General features: G+C 55.3%; 20 protein-coding genes. 2 read left to right on the forward strand and 18 right to left on the reverse strand.

Annotated elements, in window-relative coordinates:
* Window positions 1-17 precede the first annotated feature (17 nt).
* The 3 genes from ACAF76_RS11645 to ACAF76_RS11655 form a co-directional block, all read right to left on the reverse strand.
* Complete coding sequence (locus ACAF76_RS11645) at window positions 18-938, reverse strand: RluA family pseudouridine synthase (protein WP_400163719.1); 921 nt, start codon at window positions 936-938, stop codon at window positions 18-20.
* Between the two features lie 36 nt (window positions 939-974).
* Entirely contained in the window at window positions 975-1,322 is a 348-nt protein-coding gene (locus ACAF76_RS11650) for a thioredoxin family protein (protein WP_400163720.1), read from the reverse strand.
* Window positions 1,323-1,420: 98 nt separating this feature from the next.
* Window positions 1,421-2,308, reverse strand: a complete 888-nt coding sequence (locus ACAF76_RS11655; protein WP_400163721.1) for a LysR family transcriptional regulator — start codon at window positions 2,306-2,308, stop codon at window positions 1,421-1,423.
* Between the two features lie 117 nt (window positions 2,309-2,425).
* Here ACAF76_RS11655 and leuC point away from each other — a divergent pair, with 117 nt between their 5' ends.
* Both leuC and leuD read left to right on the forward strand, forming a co-directional pair.
* On the forward strand, window positions 2,426-3,856 hold the full coding sequence (gene leuC, locus ACAF76_RS11660) for a 3-isopropylmalate dehydratase large subunit (RefSeq protein WP_400163957.1): 1,431 nt from the start codon (window positions 2,426-2,428) through the stop codon (window positions 3,854-3,856).
* Window positions 3,853-4,440 (forward strand): 3-isopropylmalate dehydratase small subunit, encoded by a 588-nt coding sequence (gene leuD / locus ACAF76_RS11665; protein WP_400163722.1) that lies wholly within the window; start codon window positions 3,853-3,855, stop codon window positions 4,438-4,440. Before leuC ends, leuD begins: the two co-directional genes overlap by 4 nt.
* A 75-nt stretch (window positions 4,441-4,515) precedes the next feature.
* Here the strand turns inward: leuD and ACAF76_RS11670 are convergent, their stop codons facing one another.
* The 15 genes from ACAF76_RS11670 to ACAF76_RS11740 all read right to left on the reverse strand — a co-directional run bounded on the left by ACAF76_RS11670 (window position 4,516) and on the right by ACAF76_RS11740 (window position 22,202).
* Window positions 4,516-5,022 (reverse strand): GNAT family N-acetyltransferase, encoded by a 507-nt coding sequence (locus tag ACAF76_RS11670; RefSeq protein WP_400163723.1) that lies wholly within the window; start codon window positions 5,020-5,022, stop codon window positions 4,516-4,518.
* A gap of 154 nt (window positions 5,023-5,176) precedes the next feature.
* Window positions 5,177-6,850, reverse strand: coding sequence for an AMP-binding protein (locus ACAF76_RS11675; RefSeq protein WP_400163724.1), 1,674 nt, complete (start codon window positions 6,848-6,850; stop codon window positions 5,177-5,179).
* 118 nt (window positions 6,851-6,968) lie between these two features.
* Window positions 6,969-7,433: a hypothetical protein gene (locus tag ACAF76_RS11680; protein WP_400163725.1), complete on the reverse strand. Its 465-nt coding sequence runs from the start codon at window positions 7,431-7,433 to the stop codon at window positions 6,969-6,971.
* Between the two features lie 91 nt (window positions 7,434-7,524).
* Window positions 7,525-8,016 (reverse strand): YajQ family cyclic di-GMP-binding protein, encoded by a 492-nt coding sequence (locus ACAF76_RS11685; protein ID WP_400163726.1) that lies wholly within the window; start codon window positions 8,014-8,016, stop codon window positions 7,525-7,527.
* 33 nt (window positions 8,017-8,049) lie between these two features.
* Window positions 8,050-8,838 (reverse strand): SDR family oxidoreductase, encoded by a 789-nt coding sequence (locus ACAF76_RS11690; protein WP_400163727.1) that lies wholly within the window; start codon window positions 8,836-8,838, stop codon window positions 8,050-8,052.
* 131 nt (window positions 8,839-8,969) lie between these two features.
* Window positions 8,970-12,038: an efflux RND transporter permease subunit gene (locus tag ACAF76_RS11695; protein WP_400163728.1), complete on the reverse strand. Its 3,069-nt coding sequence runs from the start codon at window positions 12,036-12,038 to the stop codon at window positions 8,970-8,972.
* Complete coding sequence (locus ACAF76_RS11700) at window positions 12,035-13,264, reverse strand: efflux RND transporter periplasmic adaptor subunit (RefSeq protein WP_400163729.1); 1,230 nt, start codon at window positions 13,262-13,264, stop codon at window positions 12,035-12,037. The genes ACAF76_RS11695 and ACAF76_RS11700 overlap by 4 nt, the downstream gene beginning before the upstream one ends.
* Window positions 13,265-13,443: 179 nt before the next feature.
* On the reverse strand, window positions 13,444-15,252 hold the full coding sequence (pepF, locus tag ACAF76_RS11705; protein ID WP_400163730.1) for an oligoendopeptidase F: 1,809 nt from the start codon (window positions 15,250-15,252) through the stop codon (window positions 13,444-13,446).
* 126 nt (window positions 15,253-15,378) lie between these two features.
* On the reverse strand, window positions 15,379-16,671 hold the full coding sequence (locus ACAF76_RS11710; protein ID WP_400163731.1) for a UDP-glucose dehydrogenase family protein: 1,293 nt from the start codon (window positions 16,669-16,671) through the stop codon (window positions 15,379-15,381).
* Between the two features lie 12 nt (window positions 16,672-16,683).
* Window positions 16,684-17,754: a glycosyltransferase gene (locus ACAF76_RS11715; protein ID WP_400163732.1), complete on the reverse strand. Its 1,071-nt coding sequence runs from the start codon at window positions 17,752-17,754 to the stop codon at window positions 16,684-16,686.
* A gap of 27 nt (window positions 17,755-17,781) precedes the next feature.
* A complete protein-coding gene (locus ACAF76_RS11720; RefSeq protein WP_400163733.1) occupies window positions 17,782-18,729 on the reverse strand; it encodes an NAD-dependent epimerase/dehydratase family protein in 948 nt (315 codons plus the stop codon).
* Entirely contained in the window at window positions 18,726-19,529 is an 804-nt protein-coding gene (locus tag ACAF76_RS11725) for a glycosyltransferase family 2 protein (protein WP_400163734.1), read from the reverse strand. Before ACAF76_RS11725 ends, ACAF76_RS11720 begins: the two co-directional genes overlap by 4 nt.
* Entirely contained in the window at window positions 19,526-20,572 is a 1,047-nt protein-coding gene (locus ACAF76_RS11730) for a glucose-1-phosphate thymidylyltransferase (protein ID WP_400163958.1), read from the reverse strand. Before ACAF76_RS11730 ends, ACAF76_RS11725 begins: the two co-directional genes overlap by 4 nt.
* Window positions 20,573-20,692: 120 nt before the next feature.
* A complete protein-coding gene (locus ACAF76_RS11735) occupies window positions 20,693-21,871 on the reverse strand; it encodes a glycosyltransferase family 4 protein (RefSeq protein ID WP_400163735.1) in 1,179 nt (392 codons plus the stop codon).
* On the reverse strand, window positions 21,852-22,202 hold the full coding sequence (locus ACAF76_RS11740; RefSeq protein ID WP_400163736.1) for a hypothetical protein: 351 nt from the start codon (window positions 22,200-22,202) through the stop codon (window positions 21,852-21,854). The genes ACAF76_RS11735 and ACAF76_RS11740 overlap by 20 nt, the downstream gene beginning before the upstream one ends.
* Window positions 22,203-22,204 lie beyond the last annotated feature (2 nt).

Raw genomic sequence — 22,204 nt, forward strand, 5'->3', positions numbered from 1 at the left:
AGTCTATTCACCCGCGCTTACAATGGCGCATTGGCAAGCGTACTTTTCAAGGAAGCGAGATCGGCAGGCAACGGTGCCTCTGCTGTAATCTGCCTGCGGTCGAACGGGTGGATGACCTCCAGGCGGTACGCGTGCAGCGCCTGTCTGGCGATCAGCTTCGTCTTGCCCCCGTAGAGAGCGTCACCGATGAGGGGATGCCCGATGTGGCTCAGGTGGACGCGAATCTGGTGGGTGCGCCCCGTCTCCAGGCGGCAGCGCAGCAAGGTGGCATCGCGATACCGCTCCACGACCTCGTACGTCGTGATCGCCGTATCCCCATTTGCCGTCACACGTCGACGCGAGGGATGATTGCGGTCTTTTCCGATCGGCTTGTCGATCTTTCCGCTCTGCCTTTCCACGTGCCCGTGGACAAAAGCGAGATAGGTCCGCTTGATCGTACGCAGCCGCAACTGCTCGTCCAGGAGGGCGGATGCCCAGGCATGCTTGGCGTACAGCACCACACCGGAAGTATCCTGATCCAGGCGATGGACGTGGCGCACCTTTGCCTGCACGCCTGTCCTGGCAAAATGCCCCGCCACCAGATGATCCAGCGTCCCTTGGTGATCCGGTTGGGTCGGATGCAGCAGCACGCCGGCCGGCTTGTACACGATCAGCAGATGATCGTCCTCATACAGCACTTCCAGCGGTTCCACTGCCGGTTCTACGCCATACGGCTCGGGCGGACACAGGCGCAAGCGCAACTCCTGCCCTGCCTGCACAGGAACATGCTGCGCTACATTCTCTTTGTCGAGGGACACTTCTTTATGCTGAAACAAAAGATGGACCTGCTTGCGAGGCAGTTTCCATTGCTCCCGCAGCAGGTTCCCAATCGGCATGTCCGCATCCGCTGATGACAGATGCGTCACAAGCCACTCGCCTTGCTTTTTCCATTCACGCATCTTCGGCTCTCCTTCGGTTGTGCGCTGGTCGCGCCATTACGCCTGGGGCAGACCCTGGCTTACCTGTACGGCGCGATCGAGGAAGTGCTCGATTTCTTCTCTGCTTTTGCCCAGCTTGCTGACAAAGCGGACCAGCTCTTTTCCATCTTTGAACGCGATGAAGCTAGGGATGCCAAACACGTCCAGGCGCTGGGACAAGTCCGGCAACACGTCGCGGTTGACCGACACCATTTCCAAACGGTCCGAATACGCTTGCTCCACGTCCGGCATGAACGGATCGATACGGTGACAATCCGGGCACCAATCGGTGAAAAATTTGACGACTACCAGTTTTCCGCTGTTGATCGCTTGTTCAAATTCGGCTTCTGTCCTGATTTCTCTCATCGTGCAAAGCTCCTTCCACATGGGATATTCGTGATTTTGGCACTAGTGTATCACAGCGTTTCCTGTTTGTCTGTGGGAGTCGGCACTTGGCCGCACTGCTACAGCTTCTCTCCCTTTTTTACGAGAATCTGGACGAACGCTTCCGCCGGGCGGGACATCGGTCTGTCGCGGCGGTAGGCTACCACGAGCGTGCGACTCGGGTGGCTCGTCAGATGGCGGTAGACGGGCGGATGGATCGCTCCGGGCGCACGCGTGATCATTTTCGGCGCAAAGGAGATTCCCATGCCGGCTGCGACCAGCGACTGTACGGTCTGGATGTTGCTGCTTTCGAAGACGATTCGCGGGCGAAATCCCGCCTGTTCACAGAGGCGCAGCGAGATCGTGCGGAAGCCTTGTCCTTCTTTTAACAGAATAAACGGCTCATCCGCCAGTTCAGCCAAGTCGACCTCCTCCTGCTCGGCGAGCGGATGCTGCGGCGGCAGGGCGAGAAAAATTTCTTCCTTGATCGCCGGAATCGCTTCGATCGACGGGTCCCCGATCGGCATCGTCAGCAGGCTTACATCGATTTTCCCTCTGACCAGCAATTGCTCCAGATGACTGGAAGTGTCCTCCATCAATTGCAGTTCGACACCTGGAAACTGCTGGGTAAAATCCGAGATGACATGGGGCAGCACGTACGCGCCAGTGATCGGCAAACTCCCCACGAGCAGCTTGCCGCTCTCGCCAACCGCATAGGAGCGCATCTCCCGCTCCAGACCGTCAGCCATATCGACCAGATTTTGCGCCACTTGCACAAATCGCTGACCGGCATCGGTAAGTTCTACATGCTGCGGCAGTCGATGAAACAAGGCCACCCCGAGCAGTTTTTCTAGTTTGGCAATCTGTTGGCTCAGCGACGGCTGGGCCAGGTGAAGTCGGTTTGCAGCGCGGGAAAAACTGCGTTCCTCCGCGACTGCCAGCACATAACGAACTTGACGTAACTCCATAAAAACCTCCCGATAGGCAAAAACTATCCAACGCATAATAATTATATCTTTGATCTATTTTCTTTGCCATGATACAACCTTGATAAGAGTTCTTCGCACGAAGGAGGAGAAAACATGATGAAACCCCGTACGATGTTTGAGAAAATTTGGGACAATCACGTAATCCATGAAGAAGCAGGAAAACCGAGCTTGCTCTATATCGATCTGCACCTGGTACACGAGGTGACTTCGCCGCAAGCGTTTGAGGGACTCAGACTCGCAGGCCGCAAAGTACGCCGCCCTGACCTGACCTTCGCCACGATGGACCACAACGTCCCGACGGCTGACCGCTTCAACATCAAAGACCCGATCTCCCGCCAGCAAATGGAGACGTTGACAGACAACTGCAAAGAGTTCGGTATCACTCTCGCCGACCTGAACAGTCCGGACCAAGGGATCGTTCACGTCATCGGTCCTGAACTGGGCTTGACCACTCCAGGCAAAACGATCGTCTGCGGCGACAGCCACACCTCTACCCACGGTGCTTTTGGCGCTCTCGCCTTCGGTATCGGGACCAGTGAAGTCGAGCATGTACTGGCTACCCAATGCTTGCAGCAATTGAAGCCGAAAACGATGGAAGTGCGCGTAAACGGCGAACTGCCATTTGGCGTGACGGCGAAAGACTTAATCTTGGCGATTATCGCAAAATACGGAACAGACTTCGCAACAGGCTATGTCATCGAATACACTGGCGAGGCGATCCGCAAGCTGACGATGGAAGAGCGGATGACTGTCTGCAACATGTCCATCGAAGGCGGTGCGCGCGCTGGCTTGATCGCTCCTGACCAAACGACATTTGACTACCTGCAAGGCAAGCGTTACGCACCACAGGGCGAAGACTTCCTGGCAGCTGTAGAAGCATGGAAACAACTCGTTACCGACGAGGGCGCCGCGTATGACGCTGTCGTGGAAATCGACGCTGCTTCCATCGCTCCGCAAGTAACCTGGGGAACCAGCCCTGGCATGGGTACAGACATCACCAAAACCGTTCCAGACCCGAATTCGTTCGAATCAACCGCTCAGCGTAAAGCAGCTCAGGACGCACTGGCGTACATGGGCCTGACTCCTGGAACTCCGATGAGCGAGATCAAAATCGACCGCGTCTTTATCGGCTCCTGTACCAACGGCCGGATCGAAGACTTGCGCAAGGCAGCAGAAGTGGCGAAAGGCCGCAAAGTGGCGCCAAACGTACATGCAATGGTCGTGCCTGGTTCGCAAAAAGTAAAACAACAGGCGGAAGCGGAGGGCTTGCATGTCATCTTCCAGGAAGCGGGCTTCGACTGGCGTGAATCCGGCTGCTCGATGTGCCTGGCGATGAACCCGGACATTTTGTCGGAAGGCGAGCGCTGCGCATCCACATCCAACCGCAACTTCGAAGGACGCCAAGGACGCGGCGGACGCACACACCTCGTAAGTCCAGAAATGGCTGCCGCAGCGGCAATTGCCGGCCACTTCGTCGACGTGCGCCAATGGAAACGCGAGAACGCTAGCAAGGAGGTATTCCAATGAACCCGTTTGTGATCCATACCGGAGTGGCTGCCCCACTCGATCGTGTCAACGTAGATACTGATGCCATTATCCCCAAGCAGTTTTTGAAACGGATTGAACGCAGCGGCTTTGGACAATTCCTGTTCTACGAATGGCGCTTTACGGCTGATGGCAAAGAAATCGAATCCTTTATCCTCAACCAGCCGGAGTACAAGGAATCGACTGTCCTTTTGGCCCGCAACAACTTCGGCTGCGGCTCCTCCCGCGAGCATGCGCCCTGGGCGTTGCTCGACTACGGATTCCGCGCGATCATCGCGCCTTCCTTTGCCGATATTTTTTACAACAACTGCTTTAAAAACGGCATTTTGCCGATCAAGCTGAGCGAAGAACAAGTGGATGAACTGTTCAAGCGCGCGCAAGGCAAGAAAAACTACCAGCTTACGATCGATCTGCAAGAGCAAGTGGTACGCGACGAGGATGGTCTCTCCTACCCGTTTGAAGTCGATTCCTATCGCCGCTACTGCCTGCTGAACGGACTCGACGATATCGGCATCACCTTGCAATACGAAGATAAAATCGCCGCCTACGAGGCCGCGCGCCAATAATTCCCTCTCAGAAGCGAAGGCATGGAGCAAACTGTTGCTGCCATGCCTTTTGCTTTGCCCAGCTTCTTCACTTCATTACAGGAAGATGTACATCAGGGTCTCGTCCAGGTAACGGTCCCCTGCCTTCAGGGCGTTTTTCTCCAGACCGTACGGCTGAAAGCCCATTTTCTCGTACAGCCGTACCGCCGCCTGATTGGCTGTAACCACTGCTAACTGCGCTTGCTGGATGTCGCCCAACGTGCGCAGATGCGTCAGTACCGTCTGGATCAACCCGCTTGCAGCGCCACTGCCGCGATACGAGCGCCTTACATACATGGAGACGAGCGCCGCTTTATGCCGCAGCTTCTCTCCCTTGTGCCGAAAATAGCCGATAATCCCGATCAGCTCGCCGTCGGCAAATGCACCGACGTAGCCGCTGTTGGACAGATTGTCCGGGGACAGGCGGGCTTGCCACTCCTCGATCGTCACCTGCTCTGCCTCTGCCAGGCTGGACCCGAACGCCTCCGGTTCCAGCTTCAGTGATTCCAGGCGGATTGCTGCCAGCATTTCTGCATCGTTTGGTTCCAACAGTCGATATTCCATCGTTTCCGCGTCCTTTCCGTCGTCGTTCCTTTACCTGACCAAATCTATGTACAGCTCACCTCTATCTTCATCTTTTCGCTTGGTTTTGGCAAGCTGCCCATTTCGTCGGAGTGGCAGGCAACGAAGGAAAACGCCCACGGAAGCGCACAAAATCTCACCCGGAATTTGCCCGATCTTTTGTCTCGGCTAGGTGCACGGCAAGCGAAAGCGCCTCAATCGCCTGTTCGCGCAGCTTGAACTTCTGGATTTTCCCTGACGCCGTCATCGGATATTCACTGACAAACTGGATGTAGTGCGGAATTTTAAACCGGGAGATCCTTCCTTCACAATACGACCGCACCTCCGCTTCCGTCAGCTCCTCGCCCGGCTTCACGCGGATGCAAGCCAGTACCTGCTCACCGTATACCGGGTCCGGTACGCCGACCACCTGCACATCCAGCACCTTCGGATGTGTGTACAAAAACTCCTCGATTTCGCGCGGATAAATATTTTCCCCGCCGCGAATAATCATGTCCTTTAACCTGCCCGTGATGCGGAAGTACCCGTCTTCATCGACTGTCGCCAAATCCCCTGTATGCAGCCACCCGTCCTCGTCGATCACCTGCCGGGTCTGTTCCGGCATGTTGTAGTAGCCCTTCATTACCAGATAGCCGCGGGTGCACAGCTCTCCTTGCACATGCGGCGGCAATGTTTCACCGGTCGCCGGATCGATCACTTTCGCTTCGACATCTTCATGGACACGGCCGACCGTCGCCACTCTTCGCTCGATGGAATCGTCGGGGCGGGTCTGGGTAATGACCGGAGATGATTCGGTCTGACCATAGCAGATCGTAATCTCACGGATACCCATTTTTTCTACGACGCTGCGCATGACCTCGGTCGGGCAAGGCGAGCCAGCCATGATCCCGGTCCGCAGCGAGCTGAAGTCGCGTTCGGCAAAGCTCGGGTGGTTGATTTCGGCAATGAACATCGTTGGCACCCCATAGAGCGCCGTGCAGCGTTCGTTTTCCACGACGGAGAGGACTGTCCCGGCGTCAAACGAGATGACCGGAACCATCGTCGCACCCGTCGCCACACATGCCAGCGTTCCCATCACGCAGCCAAAGCAATGGAAAAACGGCACGGGAATGCACACCCTGTCCTCGGGACCGAGCCGCTGGCATTCCGCGACCTTGATCGCGTTGTTGACGATGTTGTAATGGGAGAGCATCACCCCTTTGGGAAAGCCGGTCGTACCCGAGGTGTACTGCATGTTGATCACTTCATCCGGTGTAAGCGTTTTCTGTCTGGCGCTCAATGCTTGCTCATCGACCAGTGCAGAGCGCTCCAGCACATCTCGCCAGGTGAACATGCCCGGCTGCTGCTCTTCGCCCAGGTAGATCACGTTCTTCAGATGAGGCAGGCGGGCAGACTGCAATTCTCCCGGTTTGCAGTGGGCAAGCTCCGGGCAAATCTCGCGGATCATGTCCAGGTAGCTGGCATCGCGGTATCCATCCATCAACAGCAGCGTCACGGACTCCGACTGGCGCAGCAAATATTCCAGCTCATGGGTACGGTAGCTCGTATTGACCGTGACCAGGACGGCACCCATCTTCGCCGAGGCAAACTGGGTGATAACCCACTCCGGCAAATTGGTCGCCCAGATGGCTATGTTGTCCCCTTTTTGTATTCCCAGCGACATCAGTCCTCTGGCTGCCTGATTGCAGATTTGCTGAAACTGCTGGTACGTATAGCGAAGGCCCCTCTCCTGATACACGAGTGCCTCCCTTTGTGCATACTTCTGTGCAGTCTCGTCGAGCAAGTCGCCAATTGTGATTTCCCGCAGCATGCGAACACCTCCACGCAGATCGTTTGGATTGTTTGTTTCGCAAAAAATTCTACCTGATCCAATATATTCCTGCCTGATACAAAAAAGAAAAGCGTCCCATCATCGGAACGCTTCTCCCTTACTCCACCACGAAATACTTGACCGCCTCGATCTTGTACGGCAGGTGGTTGCTGTAATTCAGTTCTACGCGCAGCTCGTGCTCCCCTTTGGGCAGGTTTTTCAGGAGAAATTCCGGCTGGTAAATCATTCCCTTTTCCTCGCCGTTGAGGTACAGATGTGCGTGTCCTTGCCCGTAGATCGGAATCGCCATATCGTCCTCAACAAACTCGAAATTTTGTGTAAGCAAAGATACGTCTGCTGTCGTACCGTCGACGCTGACATCCAGGTACAAGGATGGTTTTTCCGCTCCGCCCGGCGTCTCTACCGGGAGAGCGGAAGCCGTGATGCTCTCTGCCCCCGGTCTGTAAGAGTCAGAGACGTTCAGCGGATCCTTCACCAGCAAGACGATCCCTGCCACCAGCACGATCAGGAAAACGATTCCACCCAAAATGAGATTGCGCATACTGACGATAAAGACCTTCATCCCCTACTCTCCCTTTCGCGATTGCTTGTCACTTATTTGTACATGCATACGCAAAAAGGCAGAGAGTTAGAAGCAAAACTTTTCTAGCAATTTATCGATAGTTGAGAAACTGGACTTCCAGCGGCAGGTCTGCCTTGCGAATCGCGGCAATGATCATTTGCAACTCGTCCTTGCTCTTGCCGGTCACACGGATTTGGTCGTCCTGGATCTGCGTCTTTACCTTGAGCCCCGTATCCTTGATTATCCCGGTTATTTTCTTGGCGTTGTCCTTGTCGATGCCCTGAACCAGCTTGACCCGCTGGCGCACCGTACCGCCTGCGGCAGGTTCGATTTTCCCGTAGTCGAGGTTTTTCACCGGGACTTCCCGCTTGATCAGCTTGCCGATCAGGATGTCCTTTACCTGGCCCAGTTTAAACTCGTCGTCGGAGATGAGGACGATCTCTTCTTTTTCCAGGGAAATGCTGCTTTTGCTGCCCTTGAAATCAAAGCGGTTCTCGATCTCCTTCAATGCGATGTTGATGGCGTTGCTCACTTCTGCCAGATCGACCTTCGATACGATGTCAAACGAGCTTTCCTTGCTCATGCAACCTCCCCCTTCCAGGTGTTATGTGCCAAGTTACAGCGCTTTGACCAATCCGCCATCGACGAGCAGCGATTGTCCGGTCACATAGCTGTTGGCCGGGGATGCCAAAAACGTCACGACGCGAGCGAATTCATCCGGCTGACCGTAACGTCCGAGCGGAATTTGCGCTGTTTCTCTCTCTTTGATTTGTTCGGGAGTAGTCCCCGCCTTTTGCGCACTGATCTCGTCGAGTTGGGCGACGCGATCGGTGGCGATTCGGCCTGGTCCAATCGTGTTGATCAGGATGCCGTCGGGACCGAGTTCGGTCGCCAGTGTCTTGGCCAATCCGACCACGCCCGTACGGAACGTATTGGACAAGATCAGGTTTTCCAGCGGCTGTTTGATCGAGGAAGAGGTAAAATTGACAATCCGCCCGAACTTGTTGGCCCGCATGTGCGGAAGCACGGCGCGAATCGCGCGGACATAGCTCAGCAGGTTCAGTTCAAACGCCTTCACCCAATGCTCGTCCGTCAGAGAGTCAATTGTACCCGGTGTCGGTCCGCCGGAGTTGTTGACGAGAATATCGACGCTGCCAAAGCGAGCCACCGTTTCCTCGACGATCCGGTTAATGTCTTCAACCTTGGTCACATCTGCCACGACGGCGAGTGGCAAGCGTCCTGTCGCCTGCTCCAGTTCTTTTTGCAATGCTGCCAATGCCGCCTCGTCACGACCGCAAATCGTCACATTGGCGCCCTCCTGTGCAAGACAGGTCGCCGTCGCCCTTCCCAATCCTTTCGTAGACGCCAGTACGATCGCTGTCCGTCCAGCCAAATGCAAATCCATATGTATCTCCCCTTCCATGTCTGTTGCCTGTGGAAAACCTATCTATACTATTTTACAGAATTTTTGCACGCCGGAAAAGAGAAAGCCGGACGCAAACTCGCTTTCTGCGTCCGACCTTATCGTTTTCTAGTCTACTCGAGCGACCCCGCCATGTTTGGCTTCGCGACCAAAGTGCTGCGCGATGCTCTGCGCGCTATCCGCTTCTCCTTTGCTCCTTCGAACAACGAGTACAAGACAGGAACGAGCACCAGCGTCACGAGGGTGTGAAAGATCAGGCCGGAGATCACGGCTGTGGCCAGCGGCGCCTCCAAATCGGAGCCTTCTGCCATCGCCAGCGCCATCGGCAGCATGCCGAGAATCGCCGTCAGCTTCGTCATAATAACAGGACGCACGCGATCTTTCGTTCCTTGCACAATCGCCGGGGTCAGCTCCATTCCGCGGGAGCGCAGCAGGTTGATCCGGTCGATCAGCAAAATCGCGTTGGAGACGACGATGCCGATCAGCATGATCATCCCGATCATCGCCATTTCCCCAAAAATCCGCTGGGTCAGCACAAAGCCGATGACGACGCCAACAAGAGCCATCGGAATGGTCAGCATGATGATGAGCGGCTGGGAGAGACGGCCAAACTGCGCCACCATGATGACGTAAATGAGAGCGATGACGCCAGCGAAAACGAACAACCCTTGCGTCAGGTTGGCGCTTTGCTCTTTCAGCTTGCCTGCGATCTCGACCTGGTAGCCTGCCGGGACGACTACAGAAGGCAGCGATTCGGCAATCGCCCGTCCCGCTGTTCCCAGGTCGATACCGGACAGCTCGGCGTAAACGGTCGATACCTTTTGCCCTTGTTCACGCGAGATGGCCACCGGCGTCTTGCCGTATGTCACATCCACCAGCTCATGCAGCGGGACCTGTATGCCGTCTCGCGCAACGATCATAATCTGGCGAAGCTGCTCGGGGTGCTTGAGCCATTGCTGCGGCATGCGCGCCACGACATCGAGTTCGATCCCTTCCTGTGTTACCGTAGTGATCGCCTGCTCACCCATCATTACCGCGACCTGCTGCAGCAAAGACTGGGGATCAACTTGGATCCGAGCCAGCGCTTCGCGTCTAGGGACGAGTGTCACTTTTTCCTGCCCTGATTCGATGTCGTTGCGAATGTTGGTAATGCCCGGTATTGCCGCCAGCATCGCTTCTACATCGGCGGCGACAGTCGCCATCGTCTCGATCTCATCCCCCTTGATGTCGAGCTGGATCGGGGCTTCTGTTCCCTGTCCGCCGTACGCTGTGGTGATGTTCTCCACCCCGGGGAGCGATTTCAACCGCTCATTGATCGCTTCTGTCAGCTCCTCCTTGCCCTTGCTGCGCTCCTTTTTTCCTTTTAGTGCGATAAACAGCTCAGCCTCAGTCTCGCCTACGAACGAAAAGACGTCCTTTACTTCGGGGAGCTCGCGCAATTGCTGCTCTGCCTGCAATGATAGCTGCTTGGCTCCTGCCAAGTCGGTCCCTCTGGGAAACTCCATCGTGGCGAAGACGAGATTTTCGTTGACGTCCATCCCCTGCCCCATCTTCACGTACGGCAGCATCGCACCTGCGGCGACGAACAGCGCGACAGCGGCCAGCAGACTCTTTTTGCGGTGGCGCAGCGCGACGGAGAGCACCCGCTGGAACGCGCGCACGATCAGCGAATCCTTACGCTCTTTTTCCAGTGATATGTTTTTGTCCTTTTGCAAAAACCGCTCGGAAAAAATCGGGACGAAGAAAAAGGCAGCTACAGTTGACGCAACGATCGCAGACGTCACTGTAAAGGCGATCGTCGACAAAATCGGCTGCAGCCAGTCCTCAAAATCCGCCAGCACCAGGGGCAAAAAGACAACAACCAAGGTTAGTTGCGAGGTAAATACCGGGGTAATCACTTCCTTGGTGCCTTTGACAATCGCGTCGCGCAGCTCCTCCCCCTTTTCCCGGAAGTGGTAGATGCTCTCCAGGACGACAATTGCCGCATCCACGATCAGTCCCACCGATAGGCTGAGCGAGATCAGTGTCACCAAATCGAGATTGTAGCCGCCCAGCTTCATCGCAATAAACGTCATCAAGGCCGACAAGGGCAGCGTCGTGGCGATAACCAGCGTGACCCGCCAATTGCGAAGAAAGAGAAACAGGATCGCAATCGCCAGAACTCCTCCGAGCACCACGTCGCGGCTCAGGTTGCTGACGGCGTTGTTGATGAACGAAGCCGCCTCTATCATCACCCTCAGTTCATACTGCCCGTTTGCCTCCGCGTTGATCTGACGGACGACCTCCTCGACCTTGGCCTGCGTCTCGATCAGATCGCTGCCCTCCGCTCGCGCCAGACTCAGGTAAACAAATACTTGGCCGTCTGTCAAACGGGTGAAGTCCTGTTCGACACCGCGCAAGTCCTCCACGGCAGCCAGTTGCGCAAGCGGCACGCTTCCTTTCGGTGTATCGATCAAAAGCTGCTTGATTTCCGGCACGGTGCTGTACGTCTGATCGAACATGACGACCGTGTCAAAGCCCGTATTCTCCAACGTGCCGACCGCCTGCTTCCAGTTGCTATTGCGCAACTGATCGATCACTCCTGCCGGTGTCATCTGATACGCATTCAGCCGCTCCGGCAAAAACGTCACGGCAATCTTCGCTTGCGTGTCGCTGTCCGGGATTACAACTTCCCGCACGCCGGGCACCGCTTCGATCCGCTCTTTGATCGTCGTTTTTGCCAGGTTGAGCATCGTCTGCGGATCAGACCCGACCAAGGCGTAGTCGACCAGCGCTTCGGTGCCCAGGTTGTCTTGGCGGACATCTATTGTATCGACGCCGGCGGGGAAGTCGTTGCGCAAGCGGTTGGCAATCGCCTGCACCTCCTGTTTGACCCGCTCCCCCTGTCCTTCTTGGGCGACGATCATAATGCGCACGCGACCCATGCTCGTCGTCGATGAAAATTCCTTGATTTCGACGAGCGCCTTCAGCTCCTGCTCCACTTTTTTTGTGACCCGCTCTTCCATTTCTTCCGGGGGCAGGGAGCCTCCGGAAATGTTCAGGACGATCCAGGGCAGATTCGTTTTCGGTACCAGCTCAATCGGAAAGCTGAACAAGGAACCGAGCCCGGCAATGACAATCAGCGAGGTGATCAAATAGACGATCAGGCGCCGCTTGAGCAAAAAGAGAATCGTCCGTGTCATCGTTCGTCTCCTTTCACCTCGACGCGCTGGCCTTCCACATAAAACGTCGTGCCGCTTCTGAGCAACTGGTCTCCTGCCTGCACGCCAGACACGATTTCCACCCGATCACCGATGAGCTGTCCGAGCTGCACCGCTTTTTTCACGAGCAGCCCCTGCTCGACAGCCATTACGAAATGGTTTTCCTGCGCTACGCCGACGCTCTCCAGCGGGACGAGAAATCCTTGCACCTGACGCGGGGAGAGCACGCGCGCGACCATTCCCTGACGCCAGAAGCCTTCCGGATTGTCGACGCTCACTTCGACTCTGTATTTTCCGGTCTTCTGGTCGATGACCGGAGAGAGGTAAGAGATCGTCCCGACACTCGTTTGCTGATCCTCCGCACGCACCTCGACTTCTTGTCCTTGCCTATACTGTCCGATGACGTCGCTGGTGACATCGAGCGCTATTCGCACCTCTGACAAGTCCACGAGATGGAGCATCTGCTCTCCGGCTGCGATCTGCTCGCCTGCCTGCTTGAATACGTCGAGGATCGTCCCGTGAAACGGCGCCTTCATCTGCGCATCCTCTACGCCTTTTTGCGCCCGATCCACCTGGCTGGCTGCTGCACTGATCGCGGCGTTGGCAATCGCGATCTCCTCCGGTTCCACTGCACGCAGCACTTGCTCCAGAGCGAGCTGGGCGTCTCGTACCTGCAGTTCTGCCTGTTGCACGGCGTTTTGCCGCTCCTGGAACTCATTGTGCGAGATCGCTCCCCCAGCCAACAGCTTTTCACTTACTTCCATATCCTGCTTTGCCTTTTCCAGTTGGTTTCTCGCCCCTGCCAGCTGCAACTGGTGCTGCTCCACTTGCTGGGGAGTCGCGCCTTTGACGATTTGCGACTTGCGGGCTGCAGCTTCCGCCACCTGGCTGGACGCAGCCGCCACCTCACTTTGGTAGTAGCGAGTATCCAGTGTCGCGAGAATCTCGCCTTCAGCGACGCTGCTGCCCTTGCTTACGTTCACTGTCGCGATCGTACCGCTAGCGGGAAAAGACAGCAGCGCCTCCCGTTTTGCTTCGACAATCCCTGTCATCTCCAGGCTGATTGGTTCCGTCTCGTCTTGCACCGTAAACACCTCGACGCGTTTTGCGGCGACTGTCTCCTCCTGTGGCTGCTCGGCTGCATCCGGTCCGCAACCGGTTATAACCAGCACAAAGACGATCAGCATGATCCATACACGTGTTTTCACTCGACTTCCTCCAATTGGTTTACAATGATTTCCTTTGTCATTGTGCCAGTTATTTCCTTCCCTTCGTACAGTCAGCAGTTGGAACTTTTTCTCATCCTGTAGACGGAGGACAATATCAGCCCATAAAAAAACAGCCAGGAGAAGTTCTCCTGACTGCAGAGGTCCGTGCTATCTTCTTGTTATACTTCAAGCAACTGCTCCATTTCTTCGAGCAAGCCTTTGAACACAGCCAGCGCCTCGCGGATCGGCTCTGGCGAAGTCATGTCGACACCGGCTTTTTTCAGCAGGTTCAGCGGATAGTCGGAGCTTCCGCCGGAGAGGAAAGAGAGGTAGCGCTCCACAGCCGGCTGCCCTTCTCCGAGAATTTGCTTGGCGAGCGAAGTCGCAGCGGAGAAGCCGGTCGCGTATTTGTAGACGTAGAAATGGCGGTAAAAATGGGGGATACGTTCCCATTCCAGCTCGATTTCCTTGTCGATCACCATGTCGGGGCCATGGTATTTTACATTCAGTTCGCGGTAAATCTCACTCAGTTTTTCCGCAGTCAATGGCTCGCCCGCCTCTTCCTTGGCGTGGACGATCTTCTCGAACTCGGCGAACATCGTCTGGCGGAATACCGTGCCCCGGAACTGCTCCATGTAGTAGTTGATCAGGTACATCCGCTTCAGCTTGTCATCTGTCGTCTTCAGCAAATGGTCCATCAGCAGCGCTTCGTTGAGCGTGGACGCCACCTCGGCGACAAAAATCTTGTAATCGGCGTAGGTGTACGGCTGGGCGCGGTTGGAGTGATAGCTGTGCAGCGCATGCCCCATCTCGTGTGCGAGCGTGAACATGTTGTTGACGTTGTCCTGGTAGTTCATCAGCACATACGGGTGCGAGGTATAGGCGCCCCAGGAGTAGGCACCGCTCGTTTTGCCCTCGTTTTCATACACATCGATCCAGCCTTGCGAGAATCCTTCTGCCAGCACGCGACCATATTCCTCACCGAGCGGGCGCAGCGCTTCCTTGATCGTTTCCACAGCCTGGTTGTACGGAATTTTCATCTCCACGTCCGGCACGATCGGAACGTACAGGTCGTACATATGCAGTTCGTCTACGCCGAGCGCCTTTTTGCGCAGCGCGATGTAGCGGTGCATCAGCGGCAAATGCTCGTGAATGGTGGCGATCAGGTTGTCGTATACGGAAATGTCGACGTTGTCGGAGAACAGCGCCGAGTGCAGAGAAGACTTGTATTTTCGCGTGCGCGCATAAAACACGTCGGTCTTGATCGACGAGGTGAGCGACGCGGCAATCGTGTTGCGGAACTTGCCGTATGTGGAATAGAGCGCCTCGAAAGTCTCCTTGCGCACCCGCCTGTCCTTGCTCTCCATCAACTGGGTGTAGCGTCCTTTGGTCAGCTCCACTTCTTCGCCGTTTTCATCGGTTACCATCGGGAACTTGAGGTCAGCGTTGTTCAGCATGCCAAAAATTTTCGAAGGAGCCGAAGCAACCTCGCTCATGTTCGCCAAAAGCGCTTCTTCTTCGGTACTGAGCGTGTGCGGCTTGAAGCGGGTAATTTCATCGAGCAAGATACGATAGTGCTCCAGCCCCGGCTCCTGCTTCAACCAGCTTTCCAGTGTCTCGGTCGGAATGGCCAGTATTTCCGGCTGTATGTACGATATGGCGCTGTACACTTTTGTGCTCAATGCCGTAGCGCGGTCAGTCAGCCCCTGATACGTGCTGTTTGCGTTGTCTTCGTCTCTTCTCATCCGGGCATAGACGTACACCTGATCCAGTGTCTTGAGCACCTCATCCTGCAGCGTAAGCACTTCGAGCAGTTGCTTGCCCGACTCGCTGAGCGTCCCTTTTTTAGCGGCGATTTGCTCTGCCAGCTTTTTCGCTTTTTCCACATCCTGTTCCCAGTCCGCATCTGTCGGATACATGTCCTCCAGGCGCCACTTGTACTCTGCGGGGATCTCGCTGCGCTTGGGCAACGCTTTTGTTTTTTCCACTCGACTCACTCCCTCAAATTTCAACTAACAGTATTTGTATCGTCTATCGTATCGTATTCTCCTGCCAGGTTCAAACAGATGAGGCAATTGCCCGTACAAAAAAGAAACTGACGCGCACAGGACGCATCAGCCTCCGCTCTTTCCTACCCCCAGGTAGAAAAAGCCTCGTTCCTGCAATTCTTTCGCGGGCCACGCATTTCTGCCGTCAAAGAGAAGCGGACTGTTCATGTTCGCCTTTACCTTTGCCCAATCGAGATCGATGCATGCATGCCACTCCGTCACCAACACCGCTGCATCTGCACCGGCAAAGGCGTCGTACGGGTCTTGTGTATAAGTCACGTCCGGATAAAGCGCCTGAACGCTCTCCACGGCTACCGGATCGTATGCGGTAATCTGCGCTCCCTCTTTTTGCAAATAGTCGATGACTTTCAAGGAGGGGGCTTCCCGGATGTCGTCGGTATCCGGCTTGAAGCTGAGACCGAGCAGCGCGATACGCATACCCGCAAGCTCCGGCAACTTCGCTTTCAACTGGGACAAAAACCACTCCGGTTGCGTGCGGTTGACCTCGCGCACCTGCTCCAAAATGCTCAGCCTGACGCCGTTCTTTTTCGCCACCTGGAGCAGAGCGATCGTGTCCTTGGGGAAGCAAGAGCCGCCGTAGCCGAGTCCGGCACGCAAAAACTGCGGACCGATCCGGCTGTCCAGTCCGATGCCTTCGGCGATCGTACTTACATCGGTGCCGATGACCGCGCTCAACCGCGCCAGTTCGTTCATAAAGGAGATGCGCGTCGCCAGAAATGCGTTGGCAGCGTACTTGATCAGCTCGGCATTGGCACGGGTCGTCTGCACCCAGGGTACGTCTACTCCGGCGTACAGCTCCCTCAGCTTCTCCGCTGCTACCTCATCATCTGTGCCAATGACGATTCGCGACGGGTGCAAAGCGTCCTGGAGCGCACTTCCTTCGCGTAAAAATTCAGGATTGGAAGCGACGTGCAGATGTTCGCATGTGCGAAGCAGCTCGGCTACCTTGTCGCCTGTGCCGACCGGTACCGTGCTTTTAATCACAATGATGCGTTCAGCGGGCGCGCGCTCATGCAACTGTCTGATCTGTTCCACCGCAGCCAGTACATATGTCAGATCGGCCTCTCCGTCCTCAGCTTCCGGTGTCCCGACGCACAGGTAGATGATCTGTGCTTCCGTCGCTTCCCTGATGTCTGTAGTAAATGCAACTGTCTTTTCGGTCAAAACGTGCTGCAGCGCTTCCTCCAGTCCTGGCTCGAAGATGGGTGAGTGGCCTCGTTGTAACTGCTCGATTTTCTTTGCAACAACGTCAATACCGATCACCTGATGGCCATTCATAGCCAAGGAGACGGCTGTCGTCAAGCCAACATACCCGGTTCCGATTACGGCGACCTTCATCATTTCACCCCATCATTTTTTCATAACCTGCATGTACAGTTGTTCCAGCTTCGCGCGTTGCTTCTCGATGTCATGGTTTCGTTCCACTTTTTCCCGCGCCTTGGCGACGATTCGCGGCCATTCCTGCCTGCCTGCGATGACCTGCTCGATTTTTCGGGCCAGCTTCGTAGGAGAGCGCTCGGGTACCAAGTATCCGGTCACATTGTTTTGCACCAGCTCCGGGATTCCGGCATGGTAGGTGGAAATGACCGGCCTGCCCGTAGCCATCGCTTCCATCAGGACGTTGGGAATTCCCTCCTGGTTGCCGTTACGCGCAGTCTTGCAGGCGATGACGAACAGATGGCACCTGGCCAGTTCGCGCTGTACCTTCTGATGCGGCAGAGCGCCTTTCAAAATGACTTGTTTGCCGAGCTTGTATCGCTTTACCATCCGCTTGAGCTTTTGCTTCTCTTCGCCATCCCCGACGATGATCAGTTTCGCATGCGGATATTTCTTACGCACCCGGCGAAACGCCCGGATCAGCGTATCCATCCCCTTTTTTTCGGTCAGGCGGCCGACGCTGAGCAGACGGTACTTGCCGTCCCGCACTTCCTCGGCTGGCAGCATGGGGAATTTGCGCAAGTCGATGCCAGAGCGGATCAGTGTGATTTTATTGGGCGGACAACCCAAACGAACCAATTGTTTTTTCATATGTTCGCTAACCGCAGTAAATGCCTTCCCTTTGCGAAACAAGCGCTTTAATTTTCGTCGGTACCGGGGATTTTCCTTTACCCGCTTGGTCGCGTCAAAGCCGTGGAACGAGGTGATCAACGGCAACCTGGCACGGCGGGCATAGGGAAGCAGCTCCACCCCGGCTGGTCCAAAGCGAGCGTGCAGACACTTGATCTGCTTTTTCTTCAACCAAGCGGAGAGGCCGGTCATACGTTTGCGGACGTAGACCGGCGAGTAGGGAAAATGCTTTTTATTGAGGCGCTGCCGTGTCAACACGATCGGTTTGACCTCGTGATGCCCCAGCAATTGTTCGTAGAGAAACGTCTCACTTTTCGGGAGGAAATTTCGGCGATACACGAGAACGCGATGCATGACTTGCCTCCTGTTCCTCTTTTGCCTTTAGTTCTTGCAGCGGGTGCGCACATGCTCCAACTGCAGACGCAGCCCCTCCTCCAGACTGACCGTAGGACGATATCCCAGTCTGCTCCTGGCAAAGCCGATGTCGGCACAGGTTCGCTGGGAATCCCCTGGCTGAGGGGGATGATAGACGATGTTTGGCGTGGAATGGAGCAGTTGCCCCATCAGCGAGAGAACGTCGATCAGCTTGATTTCCCGCTCGCCGCCGATATTGAACACATCACCCGGCTGGGCGTGGCGAGCCGCCAGCAGATTGGCTTCCACCGCATCGGATACAAATGTAAAATCTCTGCTTTGCTGACCGTCGCCGTAGACGGGAATCGGCCTGCCCTTCAACAGTTGCACGAGAAAGCGATGAAAGGCCATATCCGGTCTTTGTCTCGGTCCGTAGACGGTGAAATAGCGCAGCAGCGTGACTGGCAGACCGTACGCCTTGACGTACACCTGGCAAATCTGCTCCATCGCCTGTTTGGTCACACCGTAGGGCGAGAGCGGTTGAAGCGGCGCCGACTCGTCAGTCATCCCGCCCATCGTTCCGTATACAGAGGAGGACGAGGAAGCGACGATCACCGGAGGCTTTGGCAGCTTCAGACACGCTTCCAGCAGCGCTTGTGTCGCCAGAATATTGTGGCTGACGTACTCGGAAAAAGCTGTTCCCCAACTGCTGCGCACGCCCGGCAGTGCAGCCAGATGGTAGACGACCTCGACGCCATCCAGCCACTCCTTCCAGCGCTGTTCCTGAAGCAGTGCGGAATGGAAGGTGAAGCCTGGGTGGTTGCCGATCTCCATGAGGTTATGCGTTTTTTCGGCTACATCGTAGTTGTCCAGAAAGCCGTCAACGCCCGTCACCTGGAAACCGTCCTGCAACAGCCGCTGCGTCAGGTGCGATCCGATAAAGCCGGCACATCCCGTCACTAGCACTTTCGTCATCGGCGACGACGCCTCACTTTCTTCAGCCTTTTAATCACCAGATAGCCATCCCTGTATCCGTACACCGCTTTGTACTTGTTTCCCCAGCGTTTGAGGTAGTAGGAAAAAGTCTGACGCCGCAGTTGATTCCTTTTTTTCCGCATCTTGGCGTCGGTCAATTGCCCTTTGTGCTTGGTGCGATTGTACAGCTTCCGATTGATATAGCGGACCGGATACTTTTCGATCAAGCGTAGAATGATCCGCCGATCCTCCATGATCCTGCCCTCGTATTTGTCAGAGGTGTCCCACCCCCCTACTTCACGCAGGGCACTGACGCGGTAGCAGCGCGGAGCGACCATCCAGCGGTTGTATTTGAGAAACTGGTACTTGTTGCGGAAATGCTTGTGCTTGATCAGAAACGGCTTGTGGTACTTGCCACGCCTGATTTTCCACACTTTTACATTTCCGTAGAACAGCGCAGTCTTCTTTTTGCTTTTGCGAATATACTTTTTGAGGATGGCGAGGGTTCGTTTGGGCAGCCAGTCGTCCGAGTCGAGCTGAACCATGTACGGGGTATCGACGATGGACAGGGCGGTGTTCATCACCTTGGAAATGCCCGAGTTTTTATCCAGACGGTAGTACATGATGTTCGGATAATGCAGGTACTTCTCGACCTTCTGCCTGGTATTGTCGCTGGAGGCATCGTCGATAATCAGCAGCTTCCAATCTTTGCAAGTTTGCTTTCGCACGCTGGAAATCGCCTTGCGAATGAATTTCGCCCGGTTATATGTCGGTATCACAACGGTAAACGTGGGTATCATACGTCCTCCTTATTGAAATGCGGAATTTGAATAGAGGATTTGTCGCTCAAGATGAATACCCCGCTACTGTCATCCGTTTGTCCTTGCAAGTGGGCTTCACGGCCGAACACGCTGTTTTGCACCTTCCAGGCCACCCCTTGCAACGAACTGTTTTCCAACAAGATGCTGTTTTCGATGTGGACGCAATTTTCCAAATGGACGCCGTCTTGAATCGATACGTACGGACCCAGTCTGCAATTTTTGATCGTACATCCTTCCCCGATCAACACGGGTCCTGTGATCTCGCAATTTTCCACAACGCTCGTAGCCCCAACCCGGTACGTGTCACCCAGTTCGCGGGTCAGCATCCAGCGGTTGGCTTCCAGCCAGCGATCGATCGTCCCTACATCGGTATACTTCCCTTCCGTAATGGCGTGGGCAATGTGATACCCGCGATCGATCATGGACTGGATGGCATCGGTAATCTCGTATTCGCCGCGGGCAGAAGGCTGGAGTTGGGCGATCGACTCAAAGATCGGATTCGTGAACAGATACGCGCCGATGACAGCCAAATTGCTCTTCGGCTTCTCCGGTTTTTCCTCTACGCCGACCAGCCTTCCCTCCTTCACTTCTGCAATCCCGTAATCCTGTGGTCTGTCTACTTTGCTCAACATGACAACGCCGTCGGATTGTGTGCTGGTAAACACACGCGTCAGTCCGTGCAGCGAATCCATCAACAAGTTATCGCCTAACAGCAAGATAAACGGATCGTCACGCAAAAAAGGCTGTGCCAGTTGAACGGCATTGGCGATGCCCAAAGGCACCTGTTGCTCGATAAACGTAATGGAAGCACCGAACTTGCTTCCATCTCCTACAAGTGGTGGAATTTGAACGTGAGAAGGGTGAATGACGATCCCGATGTCATGGACTCCCACTTCACACAGCTTGCGAATGCAAGAATGCAAAACGGGATGATTCGCCACAGGGAGGAGGGTTTTGGGTTGCGAATAGGAGAACGGATGCAATCGGGTACCACGTCCGGCGCATAAGATTAACCCTTTCAGGACAATCACTCCCCAGTTTTGCTCGATAATACTTATAACGTATGGCACCTGTTCTCATTCGGACAGGGCAAACGTCCACTGGGAGCCAGAAAGGGCGATAACCTATGAACCGTGCAAACTTTAACTTGCTCTTCTCAGTTGGCGTTCGGCTTGCTGCTGCTTGCCTATAGCCGCTTCAAATACATGGATGTAGCCTTGGGCAGTGGCGTTCCAGGAGAATTGTCTCGCTCTGGCCAGCGCCCGCTTTCCCATTTCCAGACGGATGTCGGGCATATCCCACAAGACTTTCCAAATGACCGGAAGCGCCTCGCTCCATTCTTTTGGCGGAACCAAAAAACCGCTGCTGTAGTCTGCGACGACCTCGCCAATACCGCCACGCGGCGTCGAGATGACCGGCTTGCCGGAAGCCATCGCTTCCAGGTTCACCCGGCAAAACGCTTCCTTCCAGACGGACGGAGTGGCTACGATATCTCCGAGCTGGTAGTACAGCGGCATTTTTGCGCTCGGTACGAAATTGACGAACTTCACCTTCTTGCCGAGTGGCTTCGCCAGCTTTTTCAATTGCCGCACGTACGGATTCAACCGGTTGCTGCCGTAACCCGTACCGCCGACGATCAACAGCCGGGCCTTGGGATCGCGCCTGCTCACCTGGCGAAACGCCTTGAGCAGCACGTGTACCCCTTTTGCCCGCATCAATCGGCCCGCATAAAAAAGAACGCGCTGGTCGTCTTGCAAGCCCAGCTTTTTTCGCAAACGCTTCACCTTCTCGTCGTCGCCCGCGAATTGGTAAGGCGTGACGTCAACACCGAGATGGACGACGTGAATCTTCTGTTCCGGGATGTTGTGGGACTTGATAAAATGACTGCGCAAAAAATGGCTGTTTGTAAAAAAGCCATCGGAAAGACGAACCACCCGCTTCATTTTTTGCCTGCTGATCATCCGTTTTGAGGCGTACACATGGGAATGCATGTTGACGAAGACGGGTATATCGGGGAAATTTTTTTTCAAAGCCAGCACGTAGCGCGGTCTGTTTTCGACCATAATGACGTCTGGCCGGTTTTTGCGAATATCGCGGATCACTTTTTGCAGGTACGCCGACGGTCCGTCGTAGCGGTACCGTACATAGCGCCGGTTGTCTTCGGTGGTGGAACGCGGATAGGCAGCGCAAGTACGCGTATAGATTGTCACCTGATGCTCGTGACCGATTCTCTTCGTCACTTCGTCGATGTCATGCTCGACGGAGCTGCCGTTGACCGGGGGAACGGAGAACGGACCGGGACTAATGATCGCGATCTTCATTCCGCTCTTTCTCCCACTCCTGTTTTAGGCTCAATACTACCTGGTACAAATGCTGCCGCTCCTTGGCATGCTCGGCTTCGAGCTCGGCAGACTTCTTTTCCCAACGGTCCAGAAGCTCTTTTACTTCCCGCAGCTCTGCCTGCAGCGTATGGACTTGTTGGCGCAGTGCTTCGAGCTCTTCTTTCTTCTCATTAGCCTGCGGAATGGGAACGGAAATTTCCAGTGACTGCGCCGTGCTGATCCGCTCGACCGCCTCTTCCGCGACATAATGGCCGGAAAAGACGCCTGGCGTTATCCAATGCTGCACTTCCCATTTTTTACGTTTTTCCATTT

It is taken from the genome of Brevibacillus sp. TJ4 (assembly GCF_044627595.2).
Lineage (GTDB): Bacteria > Bacillota > Bacilli > Brevibacillales > Brevibacillaceae > Brevibacillus.